Annotated in this window: 12 protein-coding genes and 1 pseudogene; 9 read left to right on the top strand and 4 right to left on the bottom strand. The window is 46.4% G+C overall.

The genetic code is table 11. The features are described 5' to 3' along the window. Nucleotides 1–44 precede the first annotated feature (44 nt). The 8 genes and pseudogenes from uvrC to LAY57_RS06665 all read left to right on the top strand — a co-directional run bounded on the left by uvrC (nucleotide 45) and on the right by LAY57_RS06665 (nucleotide 14213). Nucleotides 45–1925 (top strand): excinuclease ABC subunit UvrC, encoded by a 1881-nt coding sequence (gene uvrC / locus LAY57_RS06695; protein ID WP_249065551.1) that lies wholly within the window; start codon nucleotides 45–47, stop codon nucleotides 1923–1925. Nucleotides 1926–2176: 251 nt separating this feature from the next. Then, on the top strand, nucleotides 2177–6769 hold the full coding sequence (gltB, locus tag LAY57_RS06690) for a glutamate synthase large subunit (RefSeq protein WP_249065638.1): 4593 nt from the start codon (nucleotides 2177–2179) through the stop codon (nucleotides 6767–6769). A gap of 137 nt (nucleotides 6770–6906) precedes the next feature. Then, nucleotides 6907–7104 (top strand): DUF6887 family protein, encoded by a 198-nt coding sequence (locus LAY57_RS06685; RefSeq protein ID WP_249065550.1) that lies wholly within the window; start codon nucleotides 6907–6909, stop codon nucleotides 7102–7104. Nucleotides 7105–7131: 27 nt separating this feature from the next. After that, nucleotides 7132–10428 (top strand): HsdM family class I SAM-dependent methyltransferase, encoded by a 3297-nt coding sequence (locus tag LAY57_RS06680; protein ID WP_249065549.1) that lies wholly within the window; start codon nucleotides 7132–7134, stop codon nucleotides 10426–10428. Nucleotides 10429–10565: 137 nt separating this feature from the next. Then, a pseudogene (locus LAY57_RS35740) lies at nucleotides 10566–10658 on the top strand (type II toxin-antitoxin system RelE family toxin); the annotation flags it as partial. Nucleotides 10659–10975: 317 nt separating this feature from the next. Continuing rightward, entirely contained in the window at nucleotides 10976–12460 is a 1485-nt protein-coding gene (gltD, locus tag LAY57_RS06675) for a glutamate synthase small subunit (protein WP_249065548.1), read from the top strand. Nucleotides 12461–13105: 645 nt separating this feature from the next. Further along, nucleotides 13106–13489 (top strand): ribbon-helix-helix domain-containing protein, encoded by a 384-nt coding sequence (locus LAY57_RS06670; protein ID WP_249065547.1) that lies wholly within the window; start codon nucleotides 13106–13108, stop codon nucleotides 13487–13489. Nucleotides 13490–13610: 121 nt separating this feature from the next. Further along, nucleotides 13611–14213: a 2OG-Fe(II) oxygenase gene (locus LAY57_RS06665; protein ID WP_249065546.1), complete on the top strand. Its 603-nt coding sequence runs from the start codon at nucleotides 13611–13613 to the stop codon at nucleotides 14211–14213. A gap of 86 nt (nucleotides 14214–14299) precedes the next feature. On the opposite strand, the gene LAY57_RS06660 is transcribed toward LAY57_RS06665, so the two are convergent. Further along, nucleotides 14300–14911, bottom strand: a complete 612-nt coding sequence (locus LAY57_RS06660) for a Uma2 family endonuclease (protein WP_249065545.1) — start codon at nucleotides 14909–14911, stop codon at nucleotides 14300–14302. Between the two features lie 134 nt (nucleotides 14912–15045). Continuing rightward, nucleotides 15046–15921, bottom strand: a complete 876-nt coding sequence (locus LAY57_RS06655) for a PRC-barrel domain-containing protein (RefSeq protein WP_249065544.1) — start codon at nucleotides 15919–15921, stop codon at nucleotides 15046–15048. Nucleotides 15922–16047: 126 nt separating this feature from the next. On the opposite strand from LAY57_RS06655, the gene LAY57_RS06650 reads away from it, so the two are divergent. Further along, nucleotides 16048–16755, top strand: a complete 708-nt coding sequence (locus LAY57_RS06650) for a TIGR02117 family protein (RefSeq protein ID WP_249065543.1) — start codon at nucleotides 16048–16050, stop codon at nucleotides 16753–16755. 60 nt (nucleotides 16756–16815) lie between these two features. On the opposite strand, the gene LAY57_RS06645 is transcribed toward LAY57_RS06650, so the two are convergent. Beyond that, nucleotides 16816–17247: an FHA domain-containing protein gene (locus LAY57_RS06645; RefSeq protein WP_249065542.1), complete on the bottom strand. Its 432-nt coding sequence runs from the start codon at nucleotides 17245–17247 to the stop codon at nucleotides 16816–16818. A 172-nt stretch (nucleotides 17248–17419) separates the two neighbouring features. Continuing rightward, on the bottom strand, nucleotides 17420–19567 hold the full coding sequence (locus LAY57_RS06640; protein WP_249065541.1) for a CBS domain-containing protein: 2148 nt from the start codon (nucleotides 19565–19567) through the stop codon (nucleotides 17420–17422). Nucleotides 19568–19633 lie beyond the last annotated feature (66 nt).

Below are 19633 nucleotides of genomic sequence, written 5' to 3'. Positions count from 1 at the left end.
TGCTTTCGTATCATGGTGATAGAGCAAGTTTGTTTAAGCCAGCCGTGACGACTTCACAAAAAGCACTACCTTTAATCAAAGACCCGGAACGCCTGGAAGGTCGCCTCAAGGAAATACCTCCTGCACCTGGTGTATATTTTATGAAGGATGAGAGCGATCGCATCCTCTACATCGGCAAATCGAAAAAATTGCGATCGCGTCTGCGTTCCTACTTCCGCGACTCCAAAGACCTCAGTCCCCGCATTGCCTTAATGGTACAGCAGGTAGCCGAGATTGAATTCATCGTCACCGATACCGAAGCCGAAGCTCTAGCATTAGAAGCCAACCTTGTCAAGCAGCACCAACCTTACTTCAATGTACTGCTCAAAGATGACAAGAAATATCCCTACGTCTTAATTACCTGGTCAGAAAACTATCCGCGCATTTTCGTCACCCGCAATCGGAGACTGGCGAAGAAACAAGACAAGTATTACGGCCCTTACACCGATGCTGGTATTTTACGTCAAACCTTACATATAATCAAACGCATATTTCCATTGCGTCAGCGTCCGCAACCCCTATTTAAAGACCGTCCTTGTCTAAATTACGACCTGGGGCGCTGTCCTGGTGTATGTCAGCAGCTGATTTCGTCAGAAGAATATCGCAAAATCGTACAAAAAGTGGCAATGGTTTTCCAAGGTCGCAGTCAAGAACTGATTGACATCCTGACAGCACAGATGGAACAGGCGGCAATGGCGCTAAACTTTGAAACGGCAGCGCGTATCCGCGACCAAATTAGTGGATTGAAGTCTCTGACCGCCGATCAAAAAGTCTCCTTGCCCGATGATACCGTGTCGCGGGATGCGATCGCACTTGCCGCCGACGATCGACACGCCTGCATTCAATTATTCCAGATTCGCAGCGGACGTTTGGTGGGGAGGTTGGGATTTGTGGCAGATGCACAATCTGCCACACCAGGAGAGATTTTGCAGCGGGTCTTGGAGGAACATTATCAAAATGCCGAACCTGTGGAAATTCCTGCTGATATTCTAGTCCAACACGAATTGCCAGAAAGCGAAATATTGGCGGATTTTTTAACGAAGTTAAAAGGTCGTAAAGTTACTATTTTAGCTCCGCAGCGCCAAAGCAAAGCTGAGTTAATTGAAATGGTGGAACGCAATGCTGGGTATGAATTATCTCGTATCCAGCGATTTAGCGATCGCAATTCCCAAGCAATCCAGGATTTAGCCAATATTCTCGACTTACCAGACTTGCCGCGACGGATAGAAGGTTACGATATTTCCCACATTCAAGGTGCAAATGCCGTAGCATCTCAGGTCGTATTTATTGATGGTTTACCTGCCAAACAACATTATCGACATTATAAGATAAAAAATCCTACCGTTACTGCCGGTCACTCCGATGACTTTGCCAGTCTCGCCGAAGTTATTCGTCGCCGTTTCCGCAAGTACGCAGAAGACCCGCAATTGGAAAGAGTGGGAAATCCAGATTTTCCAGATTTGGTGATGATCGATGGTGGTAAAGGTCAGTTGTCATCGGTTGTCGCAGTTCTGCAAGAAATGAATTTATTGGAAGATTTGCGAGTGGTAAGTTTAGCCAAACAGCGAGAAGAAATATTTCTGCCTGGGGAATCTTTGCCACTGCAAACAGATCCAGAACAACCGGGGGTGCAATTGTTGCGGCGATTGCGGGATGAGGCGCACAGATTTGCTGTGACTTTCCACCGCCAGCAGCGCACCGATAAGTTGCGCCGTTCTCGTCTAGATGAAATTCCGGGATTGGGATTCCAAAGACAAAAGTTGCTTTTGGCGCATTTTAATTCGATCGATTATATTCGGGAGGCGTCTGTTAAACAGCTAGCGGAAGTTCCTGGAATAGGTCTTCGTTTGGCGCAGGAAATATATGATTATTTCCATCCAGCTTAAAGTCGTTTGGATCTTTCGTACTGAGAACAATACGGAAAGGTGGGAGGCGAATATTTTTTACCACAGATGAACAGGGATGTAGATCTGGATTTATCGTGATGTATGCAAGATATGTTAAAAGTGAACATATCTGACAATTTGCTTAAGATATGGTGGCTACAAGGTTCTCTTGTTAGAAAATTCAGAGTAGCCAGAGTTAAGGGTTTGCTAATCTCTAGATAACACTATTTGCCACTTTTGGGCTATCAATGATGAACATCAACAAACTGCCACCAAAACAGGGCCTCTACGATCCACAGTTCGAGCATGATGCGTGCGGTGTCGGGTTTATCGTGCAGATGAAGGGAAAAAAGTCGCACGATATAGTAGAGCAGGGGCTGACGATCCTTTTGAATCTAGACCATCGCGGTGCTTGCGGTTGCGAACCGAATACGGGTGATGGGGCGGGTATTTTGATGCAGGTACCGCACAAGTTTTTGAAGAAAGTGATGCAGGCGGAAGGTATCGTGCTGCCAGAACCGGGCCAGTATGGTGTGGGGGCAATCTATTCCTCGCCCGATCCTGTGACAAGGCAGAAGAGTAGGGAGATTTTTGAGAAAATTGCGATCGAAGAAGGTCAGCAAGTGTTAGGCTGGCGCAACGTGCCGACAGACCATTCTTCTTTGGGGGAGACGGCAAAATCGAGCGAACCTTTCATGGAACAGGTTTTCATCGAGCGTAACCCGGAACTCTCTGATGAGCAAGCTTTCGAGCGGAAGCTGTATATTATCCGCAAACGGGCTTACAATGCTATTCGCGTCACCCAGATAGATGAGCATTGGTATCCATCAAGTCTGTCTTGTCGGACATTGGTTTACAAAGGGATGCTGATGCCAGTGCAGGTGGGACAATATTATCCCGACTTGCACGATCCGGATATGGAAAGCGCGTTAGCGTTGGTGCATTCCCGTTTCAGCACGAATACTTTCCCTAGTTGGGAGCGATCGCATCCTTATCGCTACATCGCCCACAATGGCGAAATCAATACGCTGCGGGGCAATATTAACTGGATGCACGCCAGGGCGTCTCTGTTCGAGTCAGAGTTGTTCGGCGATGACCTCAAAAAGATCCAGCCTGTTATTAATGTTAATGGCAGCGACTCTACTATCTTCGATAATGCGTTGGAACTGCTGGTGCTATCGGGCCGATCGCTTCCTCACGCCATCATGATGATGATACCGGAACCGTGGACAGCCCACGAGTCGATGAGCGATGAGAAAAAGGCATTCTACGAATATCATTCCTGTTTGATGGAACCTTGGGACGGGCCAGCTTCGATCGCGTTTACCGATGGGACGATCATGGGTGCGGTACTCGATCGCAATGGTTTGCGTCCATCTCGTTATTATGTGACGAAAGACGACCTCGTAATTGTGGCGTCTGAGGCGGGTGTATTGCCCATCGAACCCGATCGGATCGCTTCTAAGGGTCGGCTCCAACCAGGTCGGATGTTCCTCGTCAATACGGCGGAGGGGCGGATTGTCTCCGATGAGGAAATCAAACACAAGGTTGTCACGGAACATCCCTACCGCGAGTGGATTGACAAGTATATGGTCGAACTCGCGCAACTTAAAGAAGCCCAGGGGCAGGAAAATGTGATATCTGAGATTCCTTTGCTTCAGCGGCAAATGGCTTTTGGGTATACGTTTGAGGAACTGCGATTGTTGGTGACTCCGATGGCGCGGGATGGGGTGGAAGCTGTAGGGGCAATGGGTGCGGATACGCCGCTGGCGGTGCTTTCCGATCGCCCGAAACTGCTTTACGATTATTTCCAGCAGTTGTTCGCCCAGGTCACGAATCCACCGATCGATTCTATTCGCGAAGAGATTATCACTTCTTCGGAAACAACGATCGGTTCGGAAGGTAATTTGCTCAAACCGAAACCAGAAAGTTGTCATCTGATCGAATTGAAAACGCCCATCATTAGTAATGAGGAATTGGCAAAACTCAAATATATAAATGAGGGCAATTTCAAATCGATTACTATCCCCATCTTATTCAATCCGAAGCAGGGGGCGAAAGGACTGGAAACGGCGATGGATGAGGTTTGCGTCAAGGCGAATGACGCGATCGCAGATGGCGTAAATATCATCATCTTGAGCGATCGCGATACGGACAAGGATAAAGCCCCCATTCCCGCACTGTTGGCTGTTTCCGGTCTCCATCATCACTTGATTCGCGAAGGTACACGGACGCGAGTTGGCATCGTACTCGAATCCGGCGAACCCCGCGAGGTGCATCATTATGCAACTCTAATTGGCTATGGCTGTGGGGCGATTAATCCGTATCTGGCATTTGAGACGATCGATGATATTATCGGCCAAGGCTTATTGCTTAATGTCGATCGCAAAACCGCCCAGAAAAACTACATCAAGGCGGCCACAAAGGGTGCGATCAAAATCGCTGCCAAAATCGGTATCTCCACACTGCAAAGCTATCGAGGGGCACAGATTTTCGAGGCAGTTGGATTGAACCAATCTGTGATTGACAAATACTTTACCTGGACAGCATCGCGGATCGAAGGCGCAGACCTGGAAGTGATTGCCAAAGAGGCGTTTTTGCGGCACGGTCATGCTTTCCCCGATCGCGAAGTTAACGGCCACACCCTCGATGTGGGTGGCGACTACCAGTGGCGTTCCGGCGGCGAGGCGCATCTGTTTAGCCCGCAAACAATCCACGCCCTGCAAAAGGCAGTCCGCGAAGGCAGCTACGAGCTTTTCAAGCAATATGCGGGATTGGTAAACGAACAGAACCAGAAGCATTTCACCCTGCGGGGCTTGCTGGAATTCAAGCAGCGGGAGTCTATCCCCATTGAGGAAGTTGAGCCAGTCGAGGCGATCGTCAAACGCTTCAAAACAGGCGCAATGAGTTATGGCTCGATCTCCAAGGAGGCGCATGAAAGTTTAGCGATCGCGATGAACCGGATCGGCGGTAAATCGAATACCGGCGAAGGCGGCGAAGACCCCGATCGCTACACCTGGACGAATGAGTTGGGCGACTCCAAAAACAGCGCAATCAAACAAGTTGCATCCGGTCGTTTCGGTGTCACCAATTTGTATCTTTCCCAAGCGAAGGAACTTCAGATCAAGATGGCGCAAGGTGCGAAACCTGGAGAAGGCGGACAACTTCCTGGCAAAAAGGTATATCCGTGGATTGCTAAAGTGCGCCACTCAACTCCTGGGGTGGGTTTGATTTCGCCACCGCCGCACCACGATATCTATTCGATCGAGGATCTCGCAGAACTCATCCACGATTTGAAGAATGCCAATCGCGAAGCACGAATTAGCGTCAAACTTGTGTCTGAGGTCGGTGTAGGCACGATCGCAGCTGGTGTTGCCAAAGCCCATGCCGATGTCGTCCTGATCGCAGGCTACGACGGCGGTACAGGCGCTTCTCCCCAAACTTCCATCAAACACGCCGGACTGCCTTGGGAACTGGGACTGGCGGAAACGCACCAAACGTTAGTTTTGAATAATTTGCGATCGCGCATTGCTGTGGAAACTGACGGTCAAATGAAGACGGGACGCGATGTTGCGATCGCGGCTTTGCTGGGTGCTGAGGAGTTCGGTTTTGCGACTGCGCCTCTGGTTACCCTGGGCTGCATTATGATGCGCGTGTGCCATCTCAACACCTGTCCGGTGGGGGTCGCTACGCAAGACCCCTATCTGCGGAAAAACTTCACTGGCGATCCCGCCCACACGGTCAACTTTATGAAGTTTATCGCGGCTGAAGTCCGGGAAATCATGGCGCAACTGGGTTTCCGCACGATGAATGAAATGGTGGGACGCACGGATGTTCTGGAACCGAAGAAAGCGGTGGAACATTGGAAAGCAAAAGGACTTGATTTCTCCAAGATTCTTTACCAGCCAGAAGTTGGCCCAGAGGTTGGTCGTTATTGCCAGATGCCGCAGGATCACGGACTTGACAAATCTCTGGATATGACGGTGCTGCTGGATCTTTGTAAAGGTGCGATCGAGAATGGGGAAAAGGTGAAAGCAACTCTACCCATCAGCAATGTCAATCGCGTTGTCGGTACTATTCTGGGCAATGAAATCGCCAAACGTCACTGGTACGGACTACCGGAAGATACTATCCACCTCCACTTCCAAGGCAGCGCCGGACAGAGTTTTGGCGCATTTGTCCCCAAAGGCGTCACCCTGGAATTGGAGGGCGATGGCAATGACTATGTTGGCAAAGGACTCAGCGGCGGCAAGATTATCATCTATCCACCGGCGGCTTCCACTTTTGTGGCCCAAGAAAATGTCATTGTTGGTAATGTGGTTCTCTATGGTGCGACTTCGGGTGAAATTTATATCCGGGGAATCGCAGGCGAACGTTTTGCCGTCCGCAATTCTGGGGTCAATGCCGTTGTGGAAGGTGTGGGCGATCACGCCTGCGAATATATGACTGGTGGTAAAGTCGTTATCCTTGGCGCAACTGGGCGTAACTTTGCGGCGGGGATGAGTGGCGGTGTTGCCTACATTCTCGATGAGACGGGCGACTTTGCCACACGGTGCAATATGTCAATGGTGGCGCTGGAAAAACTGGAAGATGCCGAAGAAATCAAGGATCTTTACGAGATGATTCAGCAGCACATCGATTACACCAAGAGTGAGAAGGGAGCGAAAGTGTTGGCGAACTGGGAAGAGATGGTGCCGAAGTTCGTCAAAGTGATGCCGAAAGACTACAAGCGCGTGTTGCAGGCGATCGAAAATGCGATCGCGGCAGGCTTAAGCGGTGACGATGCACTCACCGCCGCCTTTGAAGAAAACGCTCGCGACCTGGCCCGCATCGGCGGCAGCTAGGGTAGGAGTGGGGGAGTGGGAGAGTGGGGGAGTGGGAGAGGAGAATTTTCACTCAGCACTCACCACTCACCACTCAGCACTCAAAAAGGATATTGAGGTTGCGATCTATTCAGATGGAAGTTGGGAGTTTTTGCCAAATGAAACCTGATTTTGAGGTGATGAGTAAAGCTCAATTGAGGGCTTATGTGTTAAAGCATAAGGAAGATATAGAAGCTTTACGCGCTCTCATGAGTCGTCGCGATCCGAAGGGAATCAAGTATAGTTTTCCGAATACGGAAGAAGGACGAAAACAGACAAAAGCGGCGATCGAGCGTAAAATTGAGGAAAATTTGTAGAGATAGGGTTATTCGTGAGGTTAAGAGTTGTCCAAGAGCAATAGACCACCAAAACAACAAGCAGATCCATTAGCAAAGTGGCTGGCTTTGAATTGGGATCGACCTGAGCGATCGTACAATCCAGATGTGCGTGATTTTTTAGCCGCATTACTGGACTATCCAAAAGAGCGAGTTGTCACGGAAGATTCAAGTGGTGGCGGTTATCCAGATATTAAACTCTTAACTCCCGAAAAAATTGCTTGGGTGGTGGGAGACTTGAAAAAAGATGATGCTGAACTGACGAGCAAAAAGGGAAGGGTAAAACTATGGAACCAGAAACGCAAGTATGTTGAGGGTTTAACTCGATACGTTTTATTTTTAACGGCTCATTATCTCTGGATTGTTTTGCCAAATGGCGAACCTGTTGAAGGTTTTCTAAACCCTCTTGATTTGTCGAAAATAACTTTTGAGCAATTAAAAGAAACACTTAAATTTATTTCTTCAGAACAAGCAGAACATAATAATCAATGGGCGAGTTTTATTGAAGGCAAGTTGCCTTATGTATATTTAAAGCTTGACGATCCTGATACGCTAGACAGACTGCGCCAAGACTTACAAACCAGTTTTGCTGAATTGAGTGAAGCTGGGGAACAAGCAATTTCTAGATTGCAGGAACAATATAAAGAATACAAACAGCACGAACAGCAAATACAGCGTAATCTTGTTGGTGCGGTTGATAGCCAGCGTCGCGCCTTTATGCGACTGAGGAATAAATTTAGCTTTGAACGATATCTATTTGATGATATTTTACCTCAGTTTGAAGACCAATATGGTCGAGAAGTTAGCGCCAAAAACAATAACCAAGCTATTGATAGAATTCGTGAGGCTTTTGTGGCGGATTCAGTAGCAGTACTGATTGCCCGCGTGTTATTTCTTAGACTTGTTGAGGATTTGGAATTAACCAAAAAACGGCGACTTTCCAATGGAGGGCCACAAGACTGGGCGGCTTTTGTGGATCAGTTAACTGGTGATGCCCGTGCTTTGGTGCGACTGGTAGCTGAAGATGTTGGAAGACTGTATAAAGAACCTTTTGAACGCAATGTTTTTGATTGGCTTTATCAAGCTAATGGCATTTTAGATACTGCATTGCAACGGTTGATTTTGCGCTTCAATGCCTATGACTTTTCAGGATTATCTGAAGAAATTTTAGGGGATATTTATCAAGCTTTTTTACCGACAGCAAAACGGAAGCGATTGGGAGAATTTTATACTCCTCCCTCAATTGTAGATTGGTTGCTAGAGCAAACTATCTTTAGTCATGGTGATGGTAAATTGCTCGATCCGTCTTGTGGAAGTGGTTCATTTTTGGTGCGTTATGTTCATCGTTGTTTAGAAGATGCCAAAACTAGAGGACTATCTCAAAATGATGTTCTGCAAGAACTACAAACTAATGTTTGGGGCTTTGACTTAAACCCTTTTGCTGCATTCATCAGTCACTTTCAATTGATGTGGGCAATGCTCAGATTTAAACCTGTAACAGAACCTCCGAATATCAATGTTTACAACATTAATAGTTTGTTAAAAGATGCGGATCTCGTCCCCATTCTTGGAGAAGGTTTTCTTCCCCCAGGTTCTAAAGAGCGAGATAGCGGAAAGTGGAAATACATCCTTGGCAACCCGCCTTACATCCGAGGGGAACGGGTTAAGTATGGCGAGGAAATGCGAGGTTTATGGCAGCAAGTTTGGGGACAAAATTCCGATACGGGTTTAGTTTTTCTCTATCGGGCTTTAACTGAATCTCTCGAATCTGGCGGTTTTTTGGGAATGGTGGTAAGTGGGGGTTATGCTAATTCCGAAGCTGCTGCAAAGGTTTGGAAATTGCTTTATCCTCGTCAAGAAGCTGCATTACGTAAACTCGTTTGGTTGGAGTTTACAGATCGACCGATTTGGGATGTGGCTCGCATTCCTTTAATTGTGGTAATTGAGAAAACACCAGCCCAAGACGATGATGAAATAGAGTTATATGTACCTTCGACATGGCCAAGCGATGAACCACCTGTCAAAGTTAAGTATAAAGATTTTTTTGACTACAAAGTGAACCCAAGAGTTACGGAAGAAACAAATCGTAACACGCGAGAAGGACTGTATGGCGAATATCTATTAGCGTTGTTACATCCTGAAGATGTACCAATTTTGAAAAAATTATACCCAAATGGCAATGGAGGTAATATCGTTGGGTTGAAGGAAGCGGTTGCTCAACAAATCAGCCGCAATAATCGCCTGTTTTGGTGGACGTATGGAATTCAAAGAGGCGGAACAGAAGTTACTTCAGAATCAACAGGAGTTAAGCCTATTCAAGTGATTGCTGGACGCAGTTTAGCAGTTGGATGGCATGGAGAAGCAGCAGGATGGGTCGATCTTGAAGCAGTTAAGAATAGACCTAATGGAAAATTGAGTTTATGGGCCGATCGAACTCCTGAAGCTTTTATTATAGTTTCTGAATTAGCGAAAGCTCCTTTCGCAAGTGTTGTAAAAGGAACTGATTTTGCTGCTGTTAATACTGTCATTGTTGCTGTACCCAAAGCGAATAATCCATCGGCTGAAGCAGTGGCAGCCTATTTAAATAGTAAATTAGCTCGTTATTATTGGGCTTTGCGCTTAAGAAGTGGAGTGATTCAGGGATATTATGCTCATGTTTACCCCCGCACTCTTGAATCAATGCCTTGGGTTAAAAATCTGGATGCTCGGATTGAACAACAATTAGTAGATAGTTATAATAATTTAGCTCAATTAGCTGCGATCGCGAAGAATAACCCAGATGAATGGTTGCTATCTGAGGTAGAAACTCGAATTGAAACGAGTCGGTATAAATTAAGCGATCGCTCTTTAAATATTAATTTCTCTAACTGGAGCCCCGAAGATGTGCAAGTTGAGGAATTAAGCTTAGATGGAAACTTGCTTCGAGCAGGTTTATTTTCAATTCAACTTGTAGATGCTAATCTGGCAGAACTGGTTTATAAACTACTCACTCTCAATAGTGACGAAGATACATCCATTTCAAGAAGCACGATTCAAAAATTATTAATTCCTCAAAACTATGCAAATTTAATGCAGGAGTATCGACAACGCCTAGTCAGTTTTCAACAGGTAGCGTCAGACTTTTTTGCAGTTCTCGATCGCATCGATCGAACTGTCTATAAAATGTTTGGAATTACTGATGAGGAAAAATCGCATATCGAAAATCGCCTTGCCAGTTTTCCGTTGAATAAGCTCCAGCCTCGATATCCCTGGCAAACAGTCAGACCCAGACCTATTAAGGCTTACACTGAGGATCGGTTTGTATGATTTTGAAAAAAAGCCAAAAAATTGAAATCAAGAGAGTCGAATTATAGAGAAAATACTGTCACTTGCGGAACAGCCGCTTTGACTAGGTAGGAGTGAAAAAGCTGAAAGGGTTTGAAAACGAATAGCGAGTACGATTTGGTGAATACCGAATCCGTTATGAAATTGATGACGAAACATCAATTGTCGTAGTTCTCCACTGCAAGCATCGCAGGAACATTTATCGGAAATAATTGGCAAGCCATCGCCAATAACATAAATTAATTAAGCCTGTTTGCTGAGTGCTGATAGCTATGGGAGATGAAAAGCAACAATTAAAGTCAAAAATGCGTAGCAGGCTTTACAGAAATAATGGCCAGTCCTTCTTTTAAGCAGGTCGCCGTCCAAAGTAGGGGCAACTTACAACATCGTCAGCGATCGGGATCGCAAACACAAGGAATAAGCTTTTGGCGGCAGAGACAGTAGCAAATATTTACCCGAAAGTTATAAACTTTCAATGATCGCCGAATCGAGAGTAAAGATTCACATAAATTCCAACTAAGACAAGATTATGGGAAAACCAACTGGCTTTATCGAATTTCTGCGGGAAGCGCCATCGGAACTAGCACCGCTCGATCGCCTTCGCAACTGGGACGAATTCCACGTACACATGGAAGAGGACAAACTCCGCACCCAAGGCGCACGGTGTATGGACTGCGGCATTCCATTTTGCCACACAGGTACGCTGATTAGCGGCATGGCGAGCGGTTGCCCGATCAACAACCTCATCCCCGAATGGAATGACCTCGTATATCGCGGTCTGTGGCGCGAGGCACTCGATCGCCTCCACAAAACCAACAATTTCCCCGAATTCACTGGTCGCGTCTGCCCTGCGCCCTGCGAAGGCTCATGCGTACTCGGCATCAACAACCCGCCAGTTACGATTAAAAATATCGAGTATTCGATTATCGAAAAAGGCTGGTCAGAAGGCTGGATCAACCCAGAACCGCCAACTAAACGCACCGGGAAAAAAGTCGCCATCATCGGCTCTGGCCCTGCGGGTCTTTCAGCCGCCGCCCAGCTCAACAAAGCCGGACATTGGGTGACTGTATATGAACGGGCCGATCGCCCCGGTGGCCTGCTCATGTATGGTATCCCAAACATGAAGCTAGACAAAGAAGAGGTAGTCCTGCGCCGCCTCAACGTCCTCGAAGAAGAAGGCGTGAAGTTCGTTTGCAACACAGAAGTTGGCAAAGACCTCCCCGTTGAAAATCTACTCAAAGAATTCGACGCCGCAGTCCTCTGTACTGGCGCTACCAAACCCCGCGACCTGACTATCGAAGGACGCGAATTGAAAGGCATTTACTTCGCGATGGACTTCCTGACTGCGAATACCCAGGCGATTCTAGACAAGACTCAAAACGGCAACTTCATTTCTGCCGAAGGTAAGGATGTCGTGATCATCGGCGGCGGCGACACGGGTACTGACTGCGTAGGCACTTCCTTGCGCCACGGCTGCAAAAGCCTCGTGCAGCTGGAAATCTTGCCTAAACCGCCTTCGGAACGGGCTGCTAACAATCCTTGGCCTGAATGGCCGAAGGTTTACAAGATGGACTACGGCCAAGAAGAAGCGGCGGCGAAGTTCGGGGAAGATCCGCGTGGCTATCTCACCACCGCAACGAAGTTCGAGGGCGACGAAAACGGCAATGTGAAAGCCGTTCACACCGTGCAGGTGGAGTGGGAGAAAAACGACAAAGGCCAGTTTATTCCCAAGCAAATCCCTGGTACCCAAAAAGTTCTGCCCGCCCAGATCGTCCTACTGGCGATGGGCTTTCTCGGCCCCGAACAACCCCTGCTTGATGCCCTGGGTGTCGATCGCGACGTCCGCAGCAACGTCAAAGCAGATTACGGCAAATACACTACCAGCATTCCCGGTGTCTTCGCAGCTGGTGATTGCCGTCGAGGTCAGAGCCTCGTCGTCTGGGCCTTCAACGAAGGTCGTGGGGCTGCTCGCGAGTGCGATCTCTACCTGATGGGCAGCACCGACCTGCCTTGAGTGAAATTGTAGGCTTGTCTCACTGACCTGACAGCAAAGACTCAGCTGCTGGTCTGGGAATCCCGCACCATATAGCGGTTTTCAGTTGCATAAACTACAGCCTGGGATAGCTACAGAGATCCCCGACTTCTCCAAGAAGTAGGGGATCTCTGTAGCTCACCGAGATGAAAAAGGCTGTAATATAGCGCGTAGCGCTATAGTTAGGACAGTGATATAATTTCAAAATAGACAATATAAGGATGCTGCCTTCAAGAATTGTCCTAACGTTAGCGCGTAGCGCTATATCATGTCCGGTGGCATCGGTTGTCTAAAAAAAATAACTCTCTTATCTGTGTTCATCTGTGTTCATCTGTCTTCATCTGTGGTAAAAATTTAACCCTCGATGACAACAGACAATTTCTCGCATCACGCTTACGCTACCGATGCAACCGGACATGATATAATACCAAATCCGGGTTGACTACCCCCTTTATCTTCTTCCTCTTCTCTCTGAGCCCTCTGCACCTCTGCGGTTCGTTATAAATGGGGATTTAGTATAATCTCTGATTTGGTGAGAGAGAATGTTATAGCTAGCCCCTAGTCCCTAGTCCCTAGCGATATTCGCACCACGCAAAAAGATCGCCGGAAAAGTCAGGTTAACAATTTATGGCAGAGAAGGTAATGGTAAGTTGTCAGATTCCTCAAGACTGGAAAGAAAAGATTGCGCGGTTGGCTGAGGAAAGGAAAAAAGAGCCAAGTCTGATAATTTACGAAGCGATCGCACAATACTTGGGTGAAAATATCGAAACCACTGACAGTCGCCTTAATGCCTTGGAAACAGATGTAGCTCAACTTGGCACCACAGTCAATAGCTTACAGCAACGATTGCATACAGCGGCTTCCATCATGACCGCCTCTTATGCTGCATCAGGAAGACCGCCCCAAAACCTTCAGAAGCAAGAACCCCTAGCTGATGAAGACGAGTCAGAAGATGAACCTGATGAAATTCTCTATGGTTTTCTCCCACCAGAAGAAAGACCATTCAGCTAAGACAAGTAATTTGCCTTTACTCCTTTCTGGCTAGAAGATGATCTATAATTCTTTTTCCCCTCTTAGCCCCTTCCCTCTGCGGCTTCATACATATTCTTTGAGCCAGAAAGAAGTAAGCGCCTTGAAATACTATCATCGACATCCCAACGCCTTCCCTCTAGATTACCTCAACGACCTGCGAGGAGAAATTCTCGCCTGCTCTTATCTTGCCATCAACAACCTCAACCGCGACTTCATTGGCACCAAAGGGTTTTCCGTGGTGTTTCAACGTTCGGAAATTGGGGAAGTAGAACGACGTTTTCCCTTCTTCAAACCTTATCTAGATCGAGCGCTACAGCCCACCTGCAACGCTTTCTACCTCAACCCCTTGCTGCTGGTGGAAGGCTCCCGTGTCGATCCCCATATCGATCGCTCCCTGCGATCTTACTGCAAAACAGTTGAGCCGCCCCTCGCGGTCAGCGTTCTTTACGTGCAAGTCCCCCCCCATCTAGAAGGCGGAGAACTGGTGCTGCGCCGCCACAAACAGCAAGTCGGGCAGATTAAGCCACAAGTTAACACACTGCTCTATTTTCAAGGCGACCTCACCCACTCCGTCAATGCCGTTAAAACCACCGGAACTCGTCTGAGTTTGGTGTGCGAACAATACAGCTTGACCGAAACTGAACTGCAAGATATTCCAACATTCACAGTGGAATCTAGAGCAGTCAAAGCAAAAGGTCGGTAGTGCAGCGCGACAGAAATAACCCACCAGTTCAAAAGTACTTAAATGCCTGACACTCAAAGCATTTTTGACTTTTCACTTCCGCGTAGTCACTTTTCCCCATTCTCTTCGCTTTCAATATCCTCAAAATTAACCTTTTCGTATATATCTGACAGGGAAACTTCTAGCTCTAAACAATTAAAAACTAGCGCCATATCTTCCTCATCGTACTCGCGATACAACCATCGCTTATTGGCTGTTTTAGAATACTGCTCAATCTGAATTTTGGTTTGGTCGATCAGAATGTACTCTTGAAAAGTTGGAATAGTTTTGTAAGCGTTAAACTTATCGCCTCGATCGTAAGCTTTAGTAGATTTCGATAAAACTTCCACAATGACTTGAGGGTTGGTAACTGTATCCTTCCGCTCGTTAAAATACTCTGGTTTTCCATAAATTACCATTACATCTGGATAAGTGTAAAATCGCTTTCTGGTTATCCACAGGCGCACATCACCCATGAAAACATCGTAGTTCTGTCCTTTGAAAGCCAAACATAGAGCAATACTCATGTTGAGTGCAATTCGATTGTGATTGGTAGTTCCACCCGTCATAGGTACTATTTCTCCGTCGCGATACTCGTTTTTGTATTCCGCTGCTGACTCCAGTTCTAAATATTCTTCTGGAGAGTAGCGCTTTGACGATGCTTGGATGGTTGCTGTCATAACATAATTCTCCTACAAAGACATTTTAAATGAGAAGGGATGCGTTGCTATTGCTTTTGTCTATTTTAACAAAAAGGGAAGAATGCGATCGCATCCCTCCCTCGCCCAATCAATCAACTAAAATCCTTTGACTTTTACTCCGAATCTTCCCTGATTACTTCAGCCTTTATTTCAATAATATCTGGAGCCGGAGGTAGCGCCGCATTTTGCTCATGTTCTAAAGGCTGACTTGCTTTAAGATCGGCAATTTTGTCTTTAACTTGATCGGCCATATCTTGAGCCCTTTCTTTAACTTGATCGGCCATATCTTGAGCCCTTTCTTTAGCTTGACCAGCTGCATCTTGAGCCCTTTCTTTAGCTTGACCAGCCATCAGTTTAGCTTTGTCTTGCCATTGTCCGGCGACATTTTGAGCCCCGCGCCTTATCCCCTCCAATTCACTCTGAGTTTTGCTATAGTCCTCCTGAATAAAATCTGCTGCTTGACTAACCTTTTGATTTAATCCTTCAGCATAATATTGAGGATTTTGAACAACTGTATCTGGCACAAGCAACCGTTTGCTACCGATACTGGAAATATCTGTAAGCGCCAGGAGGTAGATCCCATCCAATACCCCACGCCAACCGCTAGAGGAAATTAAGTAATTTACCACAGCAGCAGTTTCGGGAACTAATAAATAGTCCACCACCTTGCCAGCCTTATCACCAGATTCTGTCCACACTTCATGACCGATCAGAGAAAATACTTGCTCAGATTTTTCTGGATCGGCAAATTCCTCGGCATTGAAGTTCACCATGATGCCATCAGCACCAATTGATTCAATTCGATCCCAAATAAACGATCGTTTTTTGCCACCCAAAAATCCCGACTTACAGGTAAACCCTTCTACTCGGTGAGCTTTAGGATTTAGCCACAAATAATCTACCCGGCCCAGTTCTTCCGCCGTGCGACGGTCCAGCACCAACTGATTGAGTAAGTCACTCTGCCTGATCGCTGATTGTTGCATACTCATATATAACTCCTAGTTATTTTCAATGATACTTGCAAGTTTCGTAACTCAACCCAACCTACAAATTAATCCATTTTTTGGCGGACGCGAAGGTATTGTTGGAGAAACCCGGCTTCTGAGGTGTACTTCATGCAACTGAAAACCTCTATAATACCCTATCTCAAAAAAATCTCTCGCTATTTAGTGTTTTCCACTTTATCAATTTTGACTGTCCTCACCATCGGTTACTTCACTCCCACAAAATGGTGTCATTCTTCCCAGTCAAACTGCTACTTGACTATCTGCGTCTCTAACACGGGAATCCACACGAATATTTTGGTTCCCGTTAATAATGGTATCTTTGATTGGAACATATATCTAAAGATAGATGACATTCAAAATAACTCCGAAACTAACTATAAGTATTTAAGTTTTGGTTGGGGAGATAGAGCCTTTTATCTGACTACTCCTACTTTGGCAGATCTAAATGTTATTACTACCTTCAATGCCTTATTTCTTCCTACTCCTTCTGTCATGGACGTACAATGGTATGAAGTGATTCCCAATAATATTGAAAGAAGATGTTTCCGCGTCAGTCAGACTGATTATCTTAATTTAATGAAATTTATTAACGATTCGTTCCAACTGGATGAGCGGGGTATAAAAATGCGAATTAGTCAGGGTTACTCATCTCACAGTAGCTTTTATGAAGCCAAAGGAAGTTATTCCATATTGAGAAATTGTAATTCTTGGACAGCAGAAGGTTTGCGAAAAGCTAATGTAAATACTCCCCTCTGGGCTGGACTTTCCTCTGGTATTATGCTCCATTTAAAAAACAGTTGTGAATGCAGCCAATAAGCGATCGTAGAAATTAGCCATTAGCTCTATTTTAAAGACAGATAGACCCTGAGTATCGGTTTACGAATCTTCATCTATGCTTTTTACTCTGCGACTTGTTAGGTAAGTCTCTGATTCTTTGAATACTTGTTCTGTATTTGCATCTGGCGATCCATTTTCCACTTGCTTCTTTATTACTGCATCTGGGTCTCCTTTGTCCAGCAAAATTTGAATTTTTGGCCCAGAACTCCCCATACGAAATATCATCCCATCTACCACCTGACGCTGAGCGATCGGTTCATTATCCACATAAGTTCCATTAGCCCCAAAATTAATTATTTCCCACTCAGTACCATTGTTCCATAACTCAACATGATTGCGTGAGACTACAGAACTGAAAATTATGATGTCATTATCTTTTGACCGACCAATCCGAATTACTGATTCAGGCCCGAAAGTCCAACTTTGAACGGGAGTGGACTGGCTAGGATGGAGTAGAGTTAGGGTAATCACAGCTATTAGATCTGAAAATATTTATGTGTATAACTGTTACGATCGCTAGTCGCTCACCTTTAGCATATCAATTAAAAAAACTACCGGCAATTCCTCTGGTTCGGCGATCGCTAACAGAGTCAGGTGTGAGCGTCAGAAATTGGCAAATTCCCATTAACTATTGGCTCGAAGCTTATTTATTTACCCGCTGGGTTGGAATTTCGATCGCAAACTCAGTTCCCTGTCCTGGTACTGAAAAACACTTCAAGTGACCTCCGTGTTTTTCAACCACAATCTGATAGCTAATAGACAAGCCTAAACCAGTACCTTTACCTGGTGGCTTCGTTGTATAAAAAGGATCGAACAATTTCTTAAGTACTGCCTCCGTCATTCCCGGCCCGTTGTCGGCAAACCGGATCGTCACCCAATCGCCGTTTAGCACTTCAGTGCGAATTCGGATCGTACCGACACGCTGTTCGACTTCACTCCCTGACTGGGGAATGTTTTGTGAGTCCTTAAGCCTTTCGCTCTCATCCAAAGCGTCAACAGCATTACTTAATATATTCATAAACACCTGGTTTAGCTGCCCAGGATAACAGTTCACAGGTGGTAGGTCGCCGTACTCCTTAATCACCAAAATACCCGGATGTCCTGCCATTGGCTTGAGTCGATTCTGCAAGATCAGCAGAGTGCTATCAATTCCCTCGTGAAGGTCAACCGGCTTCATCTGGGCCTGATCCAGCCGCGAGAAGTTCCGCAGGGACAAAACAATCTGGCGGATGCGTTCTACCCCCAACTGCATCGAAGCCAACAACTTAGGCAAATCTTCCAGCAAAAAATTAAGATCGATCGCGTCAGCCTGCGCTTTAATTGCCGGAATCGGCTGGGTATAGTGTTGCTGGTAGAGGTTAACCAAGTGCAGCAAATCTCGGACATATTGACTGGCATAGGGTAGATTACCGTGGATGAAGCTGACCGGATTATTAATTTCGTGAGCCACACCAGCAACCAGCTGTCCCAGACTGGACATCTTTTCAGTCTGAATCAGTTGGGTTTGAGTGCGTTGTAATTCGTGGAGCGCAAATTCCAGCTGATTCGCTTGTTCTCTTAATTGCGCTTCCGATTGCCGTAATGCTTCCTCTACCTGCTGGCGCTTGGCGATGTCCTCTTTGAGAAGCAAATTAGCTGCTTGTAATTCGGCAGTTCGTTTGTCAACCTGTATTTTTAAGTCGTCGTGAGCTTTTTGCAGTTCCTCCTCCGCCTTGACACGATAAGCAATCTCCTTCTGCAATTGCTGATTAGCGGTTCTTAATTCCGTCGTGCGATCGTCTACCGCTTGCTGTAACGCCTCAATAACACCGTACATTTCCGTTGGATCTAGCACTTGCAGCAGGCTGGTTTGGGACACAACACCCAGCAATTCCCCCTGATAACCCACCACAACCAAGCGCCGCACGTGCCGCCGCTGCATCTCCTGGTGGGCGACCCAAAGCGATTCATCAGGCCCCAAACAAAATAACGGAGTACTCATTACTTCTTGGGCCTGCAACTTCGATAAGTTCAGCTCTAGCGCCTGAAACTTCACCACATCTCCCTCAGTGACAATCCCTACAGGTTTCAGGAAATGGTCTCGTCTGAGACTTTTTCCTGAATCCCGATCGCTCAATACCGAGTCCTGAATTGCCTTTTCCTCAGTCCTCAGCTCTTTTTCTTCCATCCTGGCAATCACCACGCAGCTAACTCGATACTCTGCCATCAACTGAGCTAAATTCAGCACAGATGCAGTCATTGGCGCATGAATGACTTGAGCTGACATCACGTCTGCTACAGACCACAATCGAGTCAGGAGATTGGCAGGTTGCATCGATGCACGAATGCTTCCCGGCGTCAGTATCCCTACGATCTGACCTGACCCGTCTAAAATTGGCAGGTGACGAATGCGATGCTGACGAAAGATTGATAGCGCATTGAATATATCGTAAGAATCGGATTGGCTCAGAGTAATCACTGGATGGCTCATTACATCGGCCACCTTCAGCGTTTTTAAGTCCATTCCGCCAGCGGTCAGCCTAACGATATCCCGTTCTGTAAATATGCCGACTAACTCTAACCCTTCGATCGCTAAAACACAGCTGGCTCGTTTTAACCTCTCTTGGAAAGATTCGCTAGTTTCCTCAACTTCCAGCAACGGATTTTCACCCGGCAATGGACAACTGCTTCTCACCTGCGCCATTAGATGCAGAACCTCTATTAGAGGAGTATCGGGAGGGACGGACAGGGTGTGAGGGTTGATGGCATTTTTGAGGGCTAGCGAATAGACAGGTTGGCCGTTGAGGTGCATAGCGATTAAATTGTGTGATGATTTCTACATCACAGCATTAATGCAGTCAATTGTATGCTGTTATAC

The organism is Argonema antarcticum A004/B2 (genome assembly GCF_023333585.1).
GTDB lineage: Bacteria > Cyanobacteriota > Cyanobacteriia > Cyanobacteriales > Aerosakkonemataceae > Argonema > Argonema antarcticum.
This window is presented reverse-complemented; position numbering and strand designations above follow the sequence as displayed.

Coding starts and splice junctions, on each gene's coding strand:
- gltB (WP_249065638.1), top strand. CDS start 2,177: ATGAACATCAACAAACTGCCACCAAAACAGGGCCTCTACGATCCACAG.
- LAY57_RS06685 (WP_249065550.1), top strand. CDS start 6,907: ATGAAACCTGATTTTGAGGTGATGAGTAAAGCTCAATTGAGGGCTTAT.
- gltD (WP_249065548.1), top strand. CDS start 10,976: ATGGGAAAACCAACTGGCTTTATCGAATTTCTGCGGGAAGCGCCATCG.
- LAY57_RS06670 (WP_249065547.1), top strand. CDS start 13,106: ATGGCAGAGAAGGTAATGGTAAGTTGTCAGATTCCTCAAGACTGGAAA.
- LAY57_RS06660 (WP_249065545.1), bottom strand. CDS start 14,911: ATGACAGCAACCATCCAAGCATCGTCAAAGCGCTACTCTCCAGAAGAA.
- LAY57_RS06655 (WP_249065544.1), bottom strand. CDS start 15,921: ATGAGTATGCAACAATCAGCGATCAGGCAGAGTGACTTACTCAATCAG.
- LAY57_RS06650 (WP_249065543.1), top strand. CDS start 16,048: ATGCAACTGAAAACCTCTATAATACCCTATCTCAAAAAAATCTCTCGC.
- LAY57_RS06640 (WP_249065541.1), bottom strand. CDS start 19,567: ATGCACCTCAACGGCCAACCTGTCTATTCGCTAGCCCTCAAAAATGCC.